15 protein-coding genes are annotated in these 17852 nt (G+C 46.5%); 14 read left to right on the top strand and 1 reads right to left on the bottom strand.

From position 1 onward, the window contains the following. The first annotated feature begins 41 nt into the window (after positions 1-41). The 5 genes from AC2TF5_RS20045 (at position 42) to holA (ending at position 6893) form a co-directional block, all read left to right on the top strand. Entirely contained in the window at positions 42-563 is a 522-nt protein-coding gene (locus AC2TF5_RS20045; RefSeq protein ID WP_208915130.1) for a deoxycytidylate deaminase, read from the top strand. Positions 564-879: 316 nt separating this feature from the next. Next, entirely contained in the window at positions 880-3555 is a 2676-nt protein-coding gene (locus tag AC2TF5_RS20040; RefSeq protein ID WP_491302952.1) for a ComEC/Rec2 family competence protein, read from the top strand. Positions 3556-3669: 114 nt separating this feature from the next. After that, positions 3670-4218, top strand: a complete 549-nt coding sequence (locus AC2TF5_RS20035) for an RNA polymerase sigma factor (RefSeq protein WP_241932768.1) — start codon at positions 3670-3672, stop codon at positions 4216-4218. Further along, positions 4215-5501 carry an anti-sigma factor gene (locus tag AC2TF5_RS20030; protein ID WP_491298906.1) on the top strand — a complete coding sequence of 429 codons (1287 nt, stop codon included), beginning with the start codon at positions 4215-4217 and terminating at the stop codon, positions 5499-5501. Before AC2TF5_RS20035 ends, AC2TF5_RS20030 begins: the two co-directional genes overlap by 4 nt. A gap of 372 nt (positions 5502-5873) precedes the next feature. Further along, entirely contained in the window at positions 5874-6893 is a 1020-nt protein-coding gene (gene holA, locus AC2TF5_RS20025; protein WP_491298905.1) for a DNA polymerase III subunit delta, read from the top strand. A gap of 194 nt (positions 6894-7087) precedes the next feature. Here holA and rpsT read toward each other — a convergent pair whose 3' ends face one another. Beyond that, positions 7088-7360, bottom strand: a complete 273-nt coding sequence (gene rpsT, locus AC2TF5_RS20020) for a 30S ribosomal protein S20 (protein ID WP_491298904.1) — start codon at positions 7358-7360, stop codon at positions 7088-7090. Positions 7361-7622: 262 nt separating this feature from the next. On the opposite strand from rpsT, the gene gpr reads away from it, so the two are divergent. From gpr to AC2TF5_RS19975, 9 genes are all read left to right on the top strand, one after another. Continuing rightward, complete coding sequence (gpr, locus tag AC2TF5_RS20015) at positions 7623-8624, top strand: GPR endopeptidase (protein WP_491298903.1); 1002 nt, start codon at positions 7623-7625, stop codon at positions 8622-8624. Between the two features lie 223 nt (positions 8625-8847). Next, positions 8848-10158 carry a stage II sporulation protein P gene (locus AC2TF5_RS20010; protein ID WP_491298902.1) on the top strand — a complete coding sequence of 437 codons (1311 nt, stop codon included), beginning with the start codon at positions 8848-8850 and terminating at the stop codon, positions 10156-10158. Between the two features lie 28 nt (positions 10159-10186). Continuing rightward, on the top strand, positions 10187-10594 hold the full coding sequence (locus AC2TF5_RS20005) for a hypothetical protein (RefSeq protein WP_491298901.1): 408 nt from the start codon (positions 10187-10189) through the stop codon (positions 10592-10594). An 87-nt stretch (positions 10595-10681) separates the two neighbouring features. Continuing rightward, positions 10682-12499, top strand: coding sequence for a translation elongation factor 4 (lepA, locus tag AC2TF5_RS20000; protein WP_491298900.1), 1818 nt, complete (start codon positions 10682-10684; stop codon positions 12497-12499). A gap of 151 nt (positions 12500-12650) precedes the next feature. Next, positions 12651-13832, top strand: coding sequence for a radical SAM family heme chaperone HemW (hemW, locus tag AC2TF5_RS19995; RefSeq protein WP_491298899.1), 1182 nt, complete (start codon positions 12651-12653; stop codon positions 13830-13832). A gap of 74 nt (positions 13833-13906) precedes the next feature. Further along, a complete protein-coding gene (locus AC2TF5_RS19990; protein WP_491298898.1) occupies positions 13907-14368 on the top strand; it encodes an N-acetyltransferase in 462 nt (153 codons plus the stop codon). A 141-nt stretch (positions 14369-14509) separates the two neighbouring features. Then, complete coding sequence (locus AC2TF5_RS19985) at positions 14510-15076, top strand: hypothetical protein (protein WP_491298897.1); 567 nt, start codon at positions 14510-14512, stop codon at positions 15074-15076. 156 nt (positions 15077-15232) lie between these two features. Next, a complete protein-coding gene (gene hrcA, locus AC2TF5_RS19980) occupies positions 15233-16267 on the top strand; it encodes a heat-inducible transcriptional repressor HrcA (RefSeq protein ID WP_491298896.1) in 1035 nt (344 codons plus the stop codon). Positions 16268-16280: 13 nt separating this feature from the next. Next, positions 16281-17828 (top strand): TCP-1/cpn60 chaperonin family protein, encoded by a 1548-nt coding sequence (locus AC2TF5_RS19975; RefSeq protein ID WP_491298895.1) that lies wholly within the window; start codon positions 16281-16283, stop codon positions 17826-17828. Positions 17829-17852: the final 24 nt, after the last annotated feature.

Below are 17852 nucleotides of genomic sequence, written 5' to 3'. Positions count from 1 at the left end.
CAATGAAATCAAATACATTTACGAAACAGGTGAGCTATGAAATGAGTACAGATCAACGTAAAGACTGGGACACCTATTTTATGGATATTGCATTTATGGTGTCTACACGTTCGCAGTGCTCCCGGCGTCACGTCGGAGCTGTGCTCGTACAGGGGAAGAAGCTGCTCGGGACTGCCTATAATGGAGCTCCGATGGGCGTTCCGGACTGCTCTGAAGCGGGATGCATGATTGTGGAAGACTATGAACTTGTTATTCATGATGATGGGAAAGAAGAGATGGTCAAAAAACAACGCTGTGTCCGAACAATTCATGCCGAGCAAAATCTGTTGCTGTTCACAGACCGCAATGACCGTGAGGGAAGTACCGTTTATGTGACGGATGAGCCGTGTTGGACCTGCGCTAACATGCTGGCGAACAGCGGAATTACAGAAGTCGTATTTCATAGGTCTTATCCGAAGGATACGGAAAAGGTGAGCCGTATGATGGAACAGAAGGGAATTTTATTCCGTCAATTGTTCCAATATGATCCGCCGAGGGAGACGTTGATGACGGTGTCGGATTAACCCAGTACTATATGAAGTTGGAAAGCTAATTATATAAGAGGTTGTTCAAAAAGTCCGCTTTTGATCACGAAGTGAATCAGGAAGTGGGCTCGGCATCGAATCTTGAATTCAGCCGGTCCTTCCGGTGCTCACGTACCCAAAACGTACGCTTCGCTCCTCAGGCCCTAGCTTCATCCAACCTTCTCGGTGCTGAAAACCGACCTTTTTGAACACGAAACTATTAGTATGATGAGGAAGAACCTCTGGTTGCTTAGTCAGCCAGAGGTTCTTTTTTATGTACGTATGCTATTTATTATGAAGAGGAGATGGGAACGTGATGACACAACGACCGCTGCTGGCTTTTACGTTCTGTTGGGTTCTCGGTAGCGGGGCTGCCTGTATGTATTCAGGCTGGCAGCTGATGCTTATTGTTACAGGAATTGCAATATTGCTAATCGTTCCTTTTTTGCTTGGAGCAGTAGGTCCTTTGTTTATAGGTTGCATGGTCGCATCACTGCTGGTTTCTGCAGGATACTGGGAATGGAACGATACACGCAACGTCAGCAAGCTACAGTCCCTTATGCAAAAATCAACCAATAAGGATGATCCGATCCCCGTATCGGCTGAAGGAGTTATTGTATCCCCCGTAAAAGTTGATGGTGACCGTGCTGATTTTGTGCTGTCTGTTCGTACTGCTAACTCGCATACCGGGATCAAGGAAGAGGTTCAAGTCCAGGTCAAGCTGTTGACAGAGGCGGAGACCAAGACGGCAGTTGAATGGAAACGAGGGGATTCCGTGCAGATAACAGGAGAGCTGAAGAGGCCTGGAACAGCCCGCAATTTTGATGGATTTGATTACCAAGAATACTTACGGACTAAGGAAATACACTGGCTCCTTAAGACAAAAGGAATACAAAATATTGCGGTACAGCAACCGGATGAATGGAAGTTGACTCATGTGCTTCGCTGGAATGATGAAGTTCGTCAATATTTTGGTCATCGGCTTGAGGAATTGTTCAGCGGAATACATGCGGGATATATGAAGGGGCTTATTATTGGTGATCAGGGTGATTTGAATCCGGATACGTTCGCCGAGTTTTCCCGTCTGGGACTTACTCATATTCTCGCCATATCGGGTTTGCATGTCGGGGTATTTGTAGGATCACTGTTGTTTATTTTCTCGTTATGCCGTTTGACCCGGGAGACGTCACTCACCGCTGTAATGGTTTTTTTGCCGTTCTATGTGCTGCTGACAGGGGCCAGTCCGTCAATCGTTCGTGCCGGTATCATGGGAATGATCGGTCTGTATGCTGCGAGGAGAGGGCTGCTGAAGGATGGTATGCATATTTTGTGTATCGCTGCTTTGTTAATGCTTCTTTGGAATCCCTATTTTCTTGTTAACGTCAGTTTTCAGTTGTCCTTTCTAGTCACAGCCGGACTGATGGTTTTTGTCCCGAAACTGATGCCTTTTCTTTCGTTTATGCCGCGTTGGCTGGCGGGCACCTTTGGAGTGACGGTTGCGGCCCAACTGGTATCTTTTCCATTAACGATTTATTATTTCAACCAGTTCTCTCTTCTGTCAATTGTAGCTAATCTGATGATGGTACCTCTAATCAGTATGATTGTTTTACCAATGGGGACGGTTTCGTTGATCCTGGGGTGGGTATGGCTTACGGGTGCGAAATGGATTGCTGGAGTGATAGAGTGGTTGAATACGTTCACTTTTTCTGTTGTGGAATGGATGAACGTTTCACCCGTATTTGTTACGATATGGCCCTCACCGGGTCTGTGGTGGATTATCAGTTATTATATAGTTCTATATTTAACTTTATATGTTTTGGGCCAGAAAAAGAGATTGGATCAGGGTTTCTCTGGAGCTGTAGACGAAACCGTTCCATTATCCGTAGACGAATCTCCCGGAAGATCTCCTGCGCATCGGAATTATGACTGGGGAGGTTCCGGTCATGCAGTGCAATACCGAACAGCCGAATGGCTCAGATCTACAGGTTTGCACCGGCTAGCGGGTGTACTGGAGCATTTCGGCAGTGGCGCAGCGGTAGCAGTACTTACCGGTTTGTTTTTTCTGCTGCTGTACAACGGTTATCATGGGCCGATTAAACAGGGGGTTGGATCGGTTCAGTTCTTGGATGTGGGGCAGGGAGATTCGATTCTGGTGTCTACTCCGGAAGGAAAACATATATTAATCGATGCTGGCGGTACGACAAATTTCATGAAAGAGAAGGATGCATGGAAGGTACGAAGCCGTCCGTTTGAAGTCGGTGCAAACGTCGTTGTACCTTTGTTAAAGAAAAGGGGGATTCATTCGCTTGATATGGTGATGATTTCTCACAATCATCAGGATCATTCGGGAGGACTGCAAGCAGTTCTGGAAGATATTCCGGTGAAGGCAATCATATTTAACGGCACATTGGCTGAATCCAAGGCGTTTGAGAAGCTGCTCAAAACTGCGGTGAAACAAGGTATTCCCGTTTATCAGGCTGATAGCGGTTCTGTCTATCAACCGGATTCCCGTACTGAATTTTTGTTCTTGAACTCCGGTATTCAAGGCAGGGGGCAGAACAAGGAGCAGGATACACTGCCTGTGGTGGAGGATCAGAATCACGAATCTCTTGTATTTGAACTTGTGATGAATGAAGCACGCCTTCTATTCACCGGGGATGCCGATGCTAAAGCTGAACAACGAATATTGATAGAACACGCTGACCGTATTGCAGAGCGGTCGAAAATCCGTCCGCTCGATGTATTAAAGGTAGGTCATCATGGCAGCAAGACATCAACAACCGAGTCATGGCTCAAGGTGTGGAAGCCTGCTTCAGCCGTAATCTCTGCCGGTGTGGACAATATGTACGGTCATCCCCATCCTGATGTCGTACAGCGAATTCAAAGGCATGATTCACTGGTATTTAGGACAGACCTGCATGGAGAAATTCAGATGAAAATTTCACGAAAAGGCGAAATAGACGTTCGTACGAGATTGACGTCTGATGACTAACTTCATTATTTTTGGTATAGTTAGATGAACTTTCCTGAAAATTAATAGGTAACAACTTGCAACAAATTAATATTAACATCCGTCTGTATATATGCAGGGAGAGGGGGATCCACTGTGGTGGAGCAGGGACTCATCAGAGCCGCTCAATCGGGCGATCGCGACGCTCTAATCACCCTATTGCGAGAAATTGAACAACAAGTGTACCGGACTGCTTATTATATTTTAAACAATGAACAGGATGCAATGGATGCTTCCCAGGAAGCATTGATTCGCATTTATACGAAGATCAATTCCTACGAAGAGAAAGCCCAATTCAAAACATGGGTGCAACGAATCGTCACGAACATTTGTATCGATAAGTTTCGGCGGACGAAACCTACGGTTTCCATTGATGAGCATGATCTTGTTTTTCAGGATCGGCAGAACGTGGAGAAAGAAGTGATGACAGGGTATCTGGCTCAGGACATTCAAGAGGCGATCAATCAACTGCCGGATCATCATCGCACCGTTATTGTCTTAAGATATTTGCAGGATTTGTCTTACAACGAAATAGCTGATTGTCTGAATCTGCCACTGAACACAGTGAAATCGTATTTATTCAGGGCAAGACAACAGCTTCAGAACATGCTCCATGAGCATCAGAAGGGTGGTGTATCAGGATGAATTGCCAAGAGGTGGTTGAATATATGCACCGGTATTTGGATCGAGACCTTGATCCGGAAGAGACTGCACAGATGTACCGCCATGTTGCTGTATGTCCGGCTTGCGCGGAAAAATTCAATGTGCTGAAATCCCTGTCAAGGGATTTGGAAGATCTTCCGGCTGTCACACCTCCTTACAGTTTGGTTGATTCTATACTGCCGCAGCTGGATGCTATAGACCTGGCCCGTCAGGAGCAGGTCAAAGTTGACGATAACAAGGGGCCGGCCGTAATGATTCCGGAGCTTAAGCGTTCCAGACGAACAACAAGCTGGTGGGGTTCCATAGCAGGTAGGACGGCGATTGGTACAGCAGCAGCGGCTGTTATTCTCGGAGTTGCCATATTCAATTATGAACCGAAAATGCTCTCCGATGCTGAGCTGTCTGTGGAAGAGGATATGCCGACAAGCATGAGGACTAGCAGCGGCGGGAGTCAGGAGCTGCCTGAGAGTGAAGATCCAAATAAGGACAGTGGCGTAAATAATCAGGATGAACAGCAAGCAGAAATACAGCCATTCGCAGTGGCTATGGATGACTCCGAGAAGGCTGGGGCGGAGAAGAGCAGCCCTGATGAAAGTGTATCGTCCAATATGGACGCAGTGCCGGCAGAAGACAAGAAAAACGATAATAAGAGCCGGACTGCCAGCCCGGACGCAGGAACTTCTGCCCGAGAGAGTTCAACGAAAGGTAAAACGGGGAATACGGAACCTCCACAAGAGGTGCACAAACCAAAGGTTCCACCTTCAGAGCTGCCTGTACCCGATTCCCAGGGATCACAGGATATTCAGGACACCCAAAAGCCTGCTGAAACAGATGTTTCAGTAACGGAAAATCTGGATACTTCTTTAGATAATGCGTATAAACAGGGTATTACTATGGTACCGGAGCAATGGTCTTCTCCAGATGGCCTTTACAGTGCGTCCTTAGAAATTGATCAACTGGTCATGTATCGGCTCCCTGCAGCTGCTGATCAGTTGCCTGAAGTGATACATTCACTTCCGCTAAACGGGGATTGGATTGCTGGAGAATGGTCCGTAGACAGCAAGAACTTCACCTATACGGTGCTCGTCGACCAAAAAGAGGTTAAGCACGTACTTAACGTTCAACAGCCGGTTGAGTCAAACAAGCCAGAAGATGAAAAGACCGAGAAGCCTGAAAATTCGGATCAAACCGAGAAAGCAGACAAAAAAGATAAAGCAGATATACCAGAGAAATCAGATACAACAAAATCAGTAACAAAGCCATAAAAAGACGATAAACCGGTGCACACTTACCAAGAGATATGAATAGGTTATGGTATATAGAAATATGCCGCCAAACCACCGTCGTATGACCGACGGAGGAGTGATTCTAGAGCATTCCGTCCGGCGTTTATATAGATGTTGGGACAAAAGGACCTCGCAGCCAACGCGCCGAGGTTCTTTTGCTATGAGATAAGAAAGTATAAACTGCAAAGTAAACAGCATCCTTATCTCGCAAGAAAAACTATGACTAAGTGCGGTCTGTCTTCTTTGAGTTATGTCGAGATGTTTTTCTTTGATGTAAAAGCAAGCCCGCTTCTCGCTTTAAGGGCAGTTTTTTTGGTATAGTGTACAAAGAAATAGAAGGGGGAACACAGGATGGATGCCAAAGCAGCAGCAAAGGCGGTAAAACAGGGGGAGGTATCCTCCGTTTACTTGCTTTACGGCAGTGAGAAATATCAAATGAATGAATTCGCTGCATTATTGGAATCGCAGCTGTTAACTAAAGAAGACAAGGATTTTGCGCTGATTCATATGGACCTAGGGGAAGTGCCCATACAGGCTGTAGTTGAGGAAGCGGAAACCGTACCTTTTATGGTGCCAAGAAAGCTGATTTTTGTAAGAGATAATTCCCTGTTTACGGCTGGTAAAGATAACAGCAAAATTGAGCATAGAGTAGAGGCGCTGTTGGAATATTTAGATAATCCGGCGGATTACAGTGTTGTTGTGTTTATGGTTCAGCATGAAAAGCTCGATGAGCGCAAAAAAGTAGTGAAGGCTGTTAAGAAGGTAGGAACGGCTCTTGCTTTTATGTCTCTCGGTGGGGATGAATTGTTGAGATGGGTGGACAAGCAGGCCTCGATACAGAACTGCTCATTTGGTCCGGGAGCCGCAGAGGCACTCGTCCGCAACGCAGGCACTGGCCTGCAGACCCTGGCTGGGGAAATTGATAAACTGTGTCTGTACGCTGGAGCTGGCGGAACAGTGGATGAGGCAACTGTGGATCATATGGTGGCCCGAAGCACGGAGCAAAATGTGTTTGCTCTGGTGGAGGATATCGCAAATCTTCGAATCGATAAAGCGTTAGCCATATTCTATGAGCTGCTGAAGCAGCGTGAGGAGCCGATTAAAATAGCCGCTCTCATCACGAGACAGTTTCGGATTATTTTACAGGTGAAGACTTTATCCAAACAGAGTTACTCCCAGCAGCAGATCGCTTCGCAGATTGGTCTGCATCCGTATGCTGTGAAGATTGCCGGGGAGCAGGCACGAAAATTCGAAACTTCCCGGTTGGAAAACATATTGAATCATCTGGGGGATTTGGATTACAAGATGAAGACGGGCGGAGTGGACAAAGTCTTGGGACTGGAGTTGTTTTTACTTCGGTTAGGGGCTTAGAGCCCCTTAACCGCTACATAGAAGAAATTGCCTATCGGCGTACTTCAAAGATGACAGACCGCATTTAGCGGAAGTTTTTCTTGCGATATTAGGGAAGTAGACTCCAGAAAGTATATACTCTCCAAAACTATCAAAAAACCCTGATCAGCTTAGGCTGTCTCAGGGTTTTCCATTTCTTATTCAGAAACGCAATCTTACGCTTGGGCAGTAAGAGCGTTCAGTCTTTTCGCCAGACGGGACTTTTTGCGGGCAGCCGCATTTTTATGGATCAGGCCCTTCGTAACGGCTTTGTCAAGCTTTTGGGAAGCGGCTTGGAAAGCAGCTTTAGCAGTTTCAACCTCCGTACCAGCCAGCGCTACGTCAGCGTTCTTAACTGCTGTGCGAAGTGCGGATTTTTGGGAAATGTTGAGTGCATGGCGTTTGTCGTTCGTTTTGACGCGTTTAACCGCGGATTTAATGTTTGGCATTACATTCACCTCCTGTAAGGCATTTCAATAGAGCGAAATGTTTCACAACTTAAAATATTTTAGCATGGGGGGGTACAAAAAGCAATACCAAGTAGAGACGACTTCAGGCTACTTTCTCAAAAGGTGAAAATGCGCTTCTGCGAAAAATATAAGTCAAGTATAAATGGAATCTTATACTTTCTTTTTTTGAAAAAGACTTTTGCATAATCCTTGTCCAACTCCAGCACACTATCATTATTATGATGCAGGAGAGTGAATCAGCATGGAATTAGATCTGCAGCGTTATTCGGTTCGAACGGATTTGGCGGTTGAATCGAGAGAGCTTGTTTCCGGCTCTGAAGCTCCGCCGATTTCAGGGGTTTTGGAAGACGTTAAGCAGGAGGATGGAATCAAGATTACCCGACTTGATGTTCAAAATGAAGCTGCCTCCCAAAGGATTGGAAGAGTCAAAGGACACTATGTAACACTTGAAGTACCTGATTTGCGAAAAGGAGATACCGGGTTGCAGGAGCAGGTGGCATCGGTGTTCGCCCGCGAGTTCGAGGATTTCATCCATCGTATCGGAATCGGTAAAAATGCTTCCATTCTGATCGTTGGACTCGGCAATTGGAATGTAACCCCGGATTCACTAGGTCCGCTCGTCGTTGAAAATGTCATGGTAACGCGTCATTATTTTGAATTGATGCCGGACCGGGTGTCACCTGGATACCGCCAGGTCAGTGCGGTAGCACCCGGTGTGCTTGGGTTGACTGGAATTGAGTCGAGCGAAATCGTCCACGGCATTGTTGAACGGACACGTCCGGATGCTATTGTAGCGATTGATGCACTGGCTTCCCGATCACTGGAACGGGTAAATACAACGATCCAAATCGCAGATATCGGTATCCATCCGGGGTCTGGCATCGGCAACAAGCGGAAGGGTCTGACTCAAGAAATTCTTGGCGTACCTTGTATAGCTATCGGTGTTCCAACCGTATGTTATGCATCAACGATTGTGAACAATGCGATCGAGCTGATGAAGGATCATTTTGGCAAGGGAGCGCCGGAGACCGGTCAGATTATGGGCATGCTTAATGAGATCCCAGAAAATGAGCGCCTGGCATTAGTGAAAGAGGTGCTGGAGCCACTTGGTCACGACCTCATCGTCACGCCGAAAGAGATTGACGAGTTTATCGAGGATATCGCCAATATCGTAGCAAGCGGTCTGAATGCTGCACTGCACGAAGCGGTTGATCCTGGAAATGTTGGTGCATACACACACTAGGTTTACAACCAATATAAACATATCAAACTATATGGCTGCTCCAAAGTTCTTGAACAGAATCTTAGGGCAGCCTTTTTGCATTCTATTATATTTTGAAAGGAATTTCGTTTATACGTTCTATCGATTCTTCTCCGTTCATAGATTTGAAATATAAGAGATTACAGAGTCGCGGGACAAGCAGTCAAAGCTTGTTGTATTCCCGTTAACGGAGGAGGACATCGATATGAACAATCGAAAATTTCGTATCTGGAATATTGCTAGATTGAAACGAAAGGTTATGGAAGGTTTAAGCATGGGACGAACGTTGGTGTTGCTGATGCTAGGGTCTCTTCTGTTTTTCTTATTGCTGGGACTCGGGGGGATGGCAGAGAAAGGTCTGAACACATCTCCGGTCTCCTCTATGAAGGGATTGGCTGCATCGCTGTCCAGCCGTTTTTTTATCGACATGATTGGAATGGAAATGCCGCATATGGCATTGGAAAAGGAATCGTCCACCCTGTCTGCAGAAAAAATGACTCCGTTCGTATTTGAACTTTTGACTAGCGTAAATCCAAGGGATCCCAAAAGCCTTCTGGCTGGTGAGGTGCCGGGCATGAAGACAAATCAGCCGGTCCCGCTCAGGACCGGTTCAGGTAACGAACAAGGGGAAGCACCGGCGGATTACCGGCCGGATCACTCTCCAACAGAACCTGAGGAGAAGCCGGAAGCCGCCACTGTGCCTGGAAAGACGGAGAAAGATCCGGTGAAACCACCGTCTGAAAGCAGCCCCGGGAGTACTAATAAAAATGGAAAGACTGGAACAGACTCAGCTAAAAAGAACGTACTTATTTACCATTCTCATCCGCAGGAAGCGTTCAATCCACTGCTGGAGAAGCAGAGCAGTAATCCGGGATCTTCTTCACCGAACAAAAATATTATGCTGGTGGGCAGTATGGTAGCAAAAAGGCTTGAAGCGAAAGGCATTGGAACGGTTCACGATAAGAGTGATTACCAGAGCAGCGTACCAGATTATAACTGGAATTATTCCTATAAATATTCACGTCAGACGGTAAAGTCGGCCCTTTCCCAGAACGAAGACCTTTCTTACCTGATAGATATCCATCGGGATTCTCAGCGACACAGCAAGACAACGACAACGATCAACGGAGTCAATTACGCACAGGTGTATTTTATTATCGGGCATGCGAACAAGAACTGGCGTGAAAATGAAGAGTTTGCAAGCAAAATCAATCAACTGCTGGAGAAATCCTATCCGGGAGTATCCCGCGGCGTGTGGGGAAAATCGGCGGACCAAGGTAATGGGGAGTACAATCAATCCCTGTCACCGAACAGTATTTTAATAGAAATCGGCGGTATTGACAGCACGAAGGAAGAATTACAGCGTACAGCCGAATTGCTTGCCGATATGATTGCAGAAGTGTACTGGCAGGATCAGAAAGCTCAAAAAGCAAGTGTAATGAACAAGAAAGATGGGACGAAGGCAACAACCGGGAACGAAACAGCAACCGTTCAGAAGAACAGTAAACAGTCCTGATATATAAACAAATCAAGGGGGAGAAACAATGTCAAGAGCCGGGAAAAAGTTGATCGCTATCGTAATTTGGGCCGGAATCGGTGTACTTATAGGTATGCAGCTGGGCGGGATGGAAGGACCTATGGTTCAGAAAGGACCTATGTCCGGGCAGGTTCAGCAGGCTCAGCAAGGTCAGGGCGACCTTCCGGTTCTTGATCATAAAGCGCAAGATGCAGCCTCCCAAGCATCGGCAGGGGAAACTATTGAACAGGTGGATGACCGTTATACAAAGGAGGAACAGCCGAAATTTGAACCAACCCCGCGTGACATTTTGCTGCCGGAAAGTTCAAAGCCGCCTGCAGATGTACTTGCCGACAAAACGGCGGGGCTCCTTCAGCAGCTCTCGAATCAAAGCATCCGCTGGGTAGTTTCCATGTTCGGTTCTATCACGGATTAAATGTAAAAAGTACTTGCCATTGCTGTGTGCACAACCAACTGTTATAATAAATTGATTCAAACATCTGGTGGTTGTTGGGGGTAAGGCATGACTGACGTACAAGTAAGACAACAAAAAATTCGTAATTTCTGTATCATTGCACATATAGACCATGGAAAATCGACATTGGCAGACCGTATATTGGAGTTCACGGGTGCGTTGACTACTCGTGAAATGCAAGAGCAGGTTCTTGACCAAATGGACCTAGAGCGGGAGCGGGGGATCACAATCAAGCTGCAGGCTGTTCATCTGAACTACCGTGCGGATGATGGTGAGGATTATATTTTGAATCTTATCGACACCCCGGGGCACGTTGACTTTACGTATGAGGTATCACGGAGTTTGGCGGCTTGTGAAGGCGCGCTACTCGTCGTAGATGCCGCTCAGGGCATCGAAGCCCAGACGCTGGCTAACGTGTATTTGGCCCTGGGCAATAACCTTGAAATCCTACCGGTCATCAACAAAATCGACCTTCCGAGTGCAGATCCTGATCGCGTGAAGCAAGAAGTCGAAGATGTTATCGGTCTCGATACGAGTGAAGCCGTCCTGGCTTCTGCAAAAGCAGGTATCGGGATTAAAGAGATTTTGGAACAGGTTGTCAAGCAGGTGCCAGCACCTACTGGTAATTCCGAGGAGCCGCTTAAAGCGCTTATCTTCGATTCGCACTATGACCCGTACAAAGGGGTTATTGTTTACGTTCGCGTTATTGATGGCAGCATTAAAGCCGGATCCAAGATCAAGATGATGGCTACCGGAAAATCATTCGAGGTCATCGAAGTTGGCGCGTTCAAGCCGCGAATGACTATCGTGGATGAGCTGCAGGTGGGCGATGTAGGATTTATCGTGGCAGGTATCAAGCATGTAGGAGATACTCAGGTCGGTGACACGGTTACCGATGCCAAAAAACCTACGGCTGAACCGCTTCCTGGTTATCGTAAAATCAACCCGATGGTGTTCTGTGGGCTGTATCCGATCGAAACATCAGATTACAACGATTTGCGTGAAGCACTTGAAAAGCTTCAGCTTAACGATGCGTCGCTCAGTTTCGAGCCGGAGACTTCCAGTGCATTGGGCTTTGGGTTCCGCTGCGGATTTTTGGGCCTGCTGCATATGGATGTTATCCAGGAACGTATCGAGCGTGAATTTAATATTCCGCTGATTACGACGGCACCAAGCGTTATTTACCGTATCACCTTAACGAACGGGGAGCAGATTCAGATCGATAACCCGTCGCATTATCCTGAGGTTGGTAAGGTCGATTATGTGGAAGAGCCTTATGTCAAGGCAGCCATCATTGTGCCTAACGACTTTGTGGGTACGATTATGGAACTGTGTCAGAATAAACGCGGTGAGTTCATCAACATGGAATATCTTGATACGACACGCGTTACGATTACGTATGAGATACCGCTCTCAGAAATCGTGTACGATTTCTTTGATCAGTTGAAGTCCAGTACGAGAGGCTATGCTTCGTTTGACTATGAACTGTCTGGATATCGTACTTCAAATCTGGTCAAAATGGACATTTTGCTCAATTCAGAGCAGGTGGATGCTTTGTCCTTCATCGTGCACCGTGATCGCGCATTTCATCGCGGCCGGGCTATATGTGAAAAGCTACGGGAGCTTATCCCGCGTCAGATGTTCGAGGTGCCGATTCAGGCATCTGTCGGAACGAAGATTGTGGCCCGTGAAACCGTTAAGGCAATGCGTAAAAACGTTCTTGCCAAATGCTACGGCGGCGACATCTCGCGTAAACGGAAACTGCTTGAGAAGCAGAAGGAAGGTAAGAAGCGGATGAAGCAGGTCGGAAGTGTTGAGGTACCGCAGGAAGCGTTCATGGCGGTTCTCAAAATCGACGACAACTAAGGTTTTTTCGAATGCTGAACAGATACAGAGGGATTACGAGAGGAAAGCCGATCAGGCTTTCCTTTTCTTTCATGATTAAGAAGTTTTAAAATTATGATATAAAGTATTAAGCTAACAGCTTATGAGCAGGGCTAAGCAAGGGAGGTTCTTTATGACGACGCCATTTATAGACGGAAACAGCAAGCGTACTGAGGCTGTATATATTCATATTCCGTTTTGCACGAATAAATGTTTTTACTGTGATTTTAATTCGTATGTTCTAAAGGGTCAGCCTGTCATGGATTATTTGCAGGCGCTTGAACGCGAAATGGAAATGACCGTTAAGGCATCTCCACCGGGAGTGATCAAGAGTATCTTTGTGGGGGGCGGCACCCCAACGGTTTTGAAGCCGAAGGAAATGGAGTATTTTCTGAAGACTGTACGTGATCATTTTCCTGAATGGGATAATAACATTGAATTTTCCATGGAGGCCAATCCTGGAACGACGGATCTGGAGAAACTGTCTGTCATGCGAGAAGGCGGTGTAAATCGTATCAGCTTTGGCGTACAGGCGTTTCAGAACGATCTGCTGACTGGTATAGGCCGAATTCATAATACGGATGACGTTTACCGCAGTCTTGAAAATGCGAAAAAAGCCGGGTTTGACAATATGTCGATTGATCTTATGTTTGGGTTGCCGAACCAGACGGTGGACATGCTGTCGGAGAGTGTTACAAAGGCTCTGGAACTGGGATTGCCCCATTACTCCATATACAGTTTGAAGGTAGAAGAGAACACGCTGTTCCATACCTTGTACCAGAGAAATCAGCTGCCTCTTCCGGATGAAGAAGCTGAGCTGAATATGTACCTTCTGCTTATGAACCGGATGAAAGAGGCGGGTTACAAACAGTATGAAATCAGTAACTTTGCCAAACCTGGCTTTGAAAGTAAGCATAATATGACCTATTGGCTAAATGAGGACTACTACGGTCTTGGGGCAGGCGCCCATGGTTATGTTGGTCGTCAGCGCCATATGAACATTAAAGGAGTCAATCCTTATGTTGAAGCTGTAAAAAGCGGTCTTCCGCGTCTCGATAGCTACGATATTTCCCCTGAGGAAGCGATGGAGGATTTCCTGATGGTCGGCTTACGGGTGCTTGACGGTATTTCCCGCAGTCGCTTTGAGCAGCAGTTTAACACTTCGCTGGACGTTGTCTTTGCGCGTCCGCTTCATAAGATGGTTAATGCAGGATTGCTGGATGCGACAGATGATGGCTATAAACTGAGTGAACAGGGAATATTGTTCGGAAATGAAGTATTTGCTGAATTTATAGGCAGTTTGTCAGGTAATTAATCTATTGAACTTCTATACGCTCTGTTGTATATTTATTCATAATATAACGGAGCGTATAAAGGGGAGAAAGAGAAATGCCGGCCGTATGCAGAAAAGCGAGAGTAGAGGATGTAGAACCTCTGTACCAGATGATTCAGGGATATGCGGAAAAAGGAATCATGCTGCCCCGGTCGCGGAATGTGCTGGAGAAGCAGATTGAAGAGTTTGTCGTAGCCGAATGGGACGGAACGGTCATTGGCTGCGGATCTTTATGCCAGCTTGGAAGTGATCTCGTAGAGATACGTTCTCTTGGCATTTCCGAAGGTTATAAAGGTAAGGGAATCGGCTCCATGCTGGTGGATTCTCTTATGGCCGAGGCCAAACGGAGAGAAATCCCGAAGGTGATGGCTTTGACATATGAGGTTTCTTTTTTTATTAAAAACGGCTTTGCCGTGGTGGAAAAAGAGATTTTCCCGGAGAAGGTGTGGACGGACTGTATTCACTGCAAAAAACAGCATGCTTGTGATGAAATAGCAGTTTTGAAAGTAATGAACTGACTGTTTCGAATCAAATAAAGTAACTGATTATTGCAAATAAAGGGCTGTTCAGTATTACGGGCAGTCCTTTTTTCATGGATGCGACTAACAACTTGCATCCGTCATCTGGTGGAATAACTTTATACATAAGGGGGGCTAATTATGAAAACAAAGATTTTTACATGGTCATTGGCATTGATGTTTCTAGTTTCATGGTTGAGTATCCCAGTTACGAACGCTCAGTCTTTAAAACCCCAGGATATTTTTAAGAAGAAGTATCCCAATGAAACCATAAGATTGATCAAAACGGCGGACGTGAACTCAGACAAGAAACAGGAATCTTTTATTTTGACGAACTCTGGCAATTTTTATTTGATTAATTCCAAAGGTATTATTGTGTTGATCAATACAGGGATTTCAGACGAAGAAGGTTATGAAGATTACAATATCCAGATTTACTCGGTTACTGCTAAAGAGAAGCATGTTGCCCTTACCGCCACTTATTTCCCTTCAAACACTCAAATGTATGTTTATCGTTACAAAGACGGAACATTAAAACAAGTTCTTAAAGTAATGGGCGATATTGATGTTCAAATTGATAAACAGGGTAAAGTATATCAGCTTTGGAAAAATTATAAACCTGAAGGTGGATGGAACTCGGCGGTAGGGATATTTACTTGGAACCCGAAAACAAATAAATACGTGGGCTCAGGTAAATACGTTCTTTAGTGTTGTAGCTCACGGGTCAAAATAGCTGTTCTTAAGATGCCGAACTGACTTGACAATACTCTGGTCGGTTTGGTATTTTTGTTATAGCGGTTAGCACTCGATGATGATGAGTGCTAACGACATGGAAAAACATGCAGTCAGCAAGGAGGGAGCGACATGTTAACAGATCGTCAACGCATGATTTTGAGTGCGATCGTCGATGACTATATCCGTTCGGCAGAGCCGGTTGGATCAAGGAGCATTTCTAAACGCGGAGATGTGGGCTACAGCCCTGCGACGATTCGTAATGAGATGGCTGATTTGGAGGACCTTGGTTTTTTGGAACAGCCTCACACTTCAGCAGGACGTATTCCTTCGCATAAGGGATATCGTTACTATGTAGATCACCTTACGTCGTCGTTTTCATTGAATCCTTCCGAACTGCAGATGATGAAAGCATTTTTTGCCGAGAAGCTGAATGTCATGGAGCAAATGATTCAGCATGCGGCCGGTATTTTGTCACAGATGACGAATTACACTTCCATCCTACTGGGACCGGAAGTTTTTCATACGTCTTTGCGTCATTTCCAACTTCTTCCTTTGGACGATAATACAGCCGTAGCTATTATTGTAACGAGCACCGGGCAGGTAGAGAACAAAACCGTTAGTATTCCGCCAGGTGTATCCGTATCGGAAATGGAGCAAGTGGTCAACCTTTTGAACAGTAAATTGGCAAATGTGCCTCTGTACAAGTTAAAGACCCGTCTGTACTCCGAATTAGGTCAGGAAATGCAGCGGCACATCGATCACTATGAGGAATTAATGAGTGTGCTTGAAGTTGCATTGGATAGTAAGGAACAGGACCAGAAGGTGTATTTGAGTGGAACAACCAATATGCTCAATCAACCGGAGTTCAAAGATGTGGATAAGGTACGAAACATTTTTGAACTGCTCGAGCAAACACCGACTCTAATGAAAATGATGACACCAACGCCGGGAGAGACTGGCATTCAGGTGCGCATCGGTACGGAGAACGACCACGAAGCCATTGCGAATTGCAGCTTGATCACAGCAACCTATTCCGCTAATGGCAAAGCGCTTGGAACAATCGGTATATTAGGGCCTACACGAATGGAATACGCCCGTGTGATCGGGATATTGAATATCCTTTCGCATGATCTGACAAGATTACTGTCACACTGGTATAAATAAGGGAGTGAGAGTGATGAGCCAAGGACAACAGCCGCATGGGGATGGCGATGAACGCCATTCCACGCTGATTAACAACAGCAATGCGGTTCGGGCTGTCACATCTGCCGTTGAGGGAACACTTGGCCCCAAAGGGCTTGATGTCATGCTGGTTGGGACCCGCGGCGAGGTTGTGATCACGAACGATGGGGTAACCATTTTGGATAAAATGGATGTAACTCATCCGGCAGCACGCCTTCTCATTCAAGTGGCTCGTGCCCAGCAAGAGAAAATCGGGGACGGTACTACAACCGCCACCGTACTTGCAGGAGCATTGGTTCAAGAAGGCGTAGCGCAAATTGTCCGAGGTGTTCCGGCATCGAAGGTCGTGGAGGGTATGAGACAAGGCGTTGATATGGCGCTTCGTTTTCTATCCGATCGGGTACGGGTAATTGATGGTCTGGACGACCCTTTGCTGGAACGAACGGCTTTTGTAGCCGGACGTGAACGGCGGGATATGGTGGATCTGGTCATGCAGGCCGCTTATAAAGCGGGAATTGACCGTTTAAGGGACCCATCTTATTCACTTGCCAGCAGTATTATCGCACTTGAAAAAGCGGAGAATGAGGTGTTCGAGGGAATACTGCTTCGGCAGAAGCCTTTGTTCACCCGGGAACTGCAGGAGTATAACGATGCAAAAGTGCTTGTGCTGCTGGATTCTCTGGAACCCGATGAGCTGGATGAAGAGGTACTGACCACTGAAGCTGGATTCGCCAGATATATGGATCTGCGTAAAGTGTTTGCTTCTGACTTGGCGCGTCTGTCGGAATTGTCTGTTAAACTAATTCTGTTGGAAAAAGGAATTCATCCAGACGCCGAGCAGTTTTGTCTGGATCACGGAATTATGGTCGTTCCCCGTGTATCACGGGCCGATATTCGCCGAGTCTGCGACATGACAGGGGCCGTACCGGTGCGCCGAACGGCGCTACATAAAGACCCTGAACAATTAGTGCCGATTCTAGGCTATACTCCTCGAGCCGTATATGATGAAACTTTGGAGCGTGTTCGTCTCCAAGGTAGCGATGCTGGAGAGCGTGTTGTTACCGTTATTGTCGGTGCCAGCACGTCGGAGGTTGTCGGTGAGGCAGCACGTATCGCCTGTGACGCAGCTTCAGCTCTTCAAGCCGCGGTGGCTGGTGGAGTGCTGCCTGGAGGCGGGACAAGCGAACTGGCTGTTTCCTACGAGTTGGAGCGTCACAGGGAAGTCCAAAAAGGTATGGAAGCATTCGGTATAGAAGCCGTTTCTACAGCATTGCGACGACCGATGTCACAAATATTGGTGAATGCTGGATATAACCCTTTGGAGAAAATGGAGGCAGTACGTGCTGCACAGATTTCCCTGGGGACAGATTCCATGGGAATTGACTGCGATACCGGCGTGGTTATCAACTATGAGGACCAAGGGATCGTAGATCCTGCTCCTGTTAAGCTTCATGGACTCCGTGCGGCAGGGGAAGTGGCATCAGCTGTTCTTCGCATTCACCATGTAATTAAGATGAGGGAGACAGGCAGTTCCGAAGAGTAATACGGGACTAACACACAAATATGA

Source organism: Paenibacillus sp. JNUCC 34 (genome assembly GCF_058269055.1).
The sequence above is the reverse complement of the archived record's forward strand: the minus strand, read 5'-3'. Positions and strand labels throughout refer to the sequence as shown.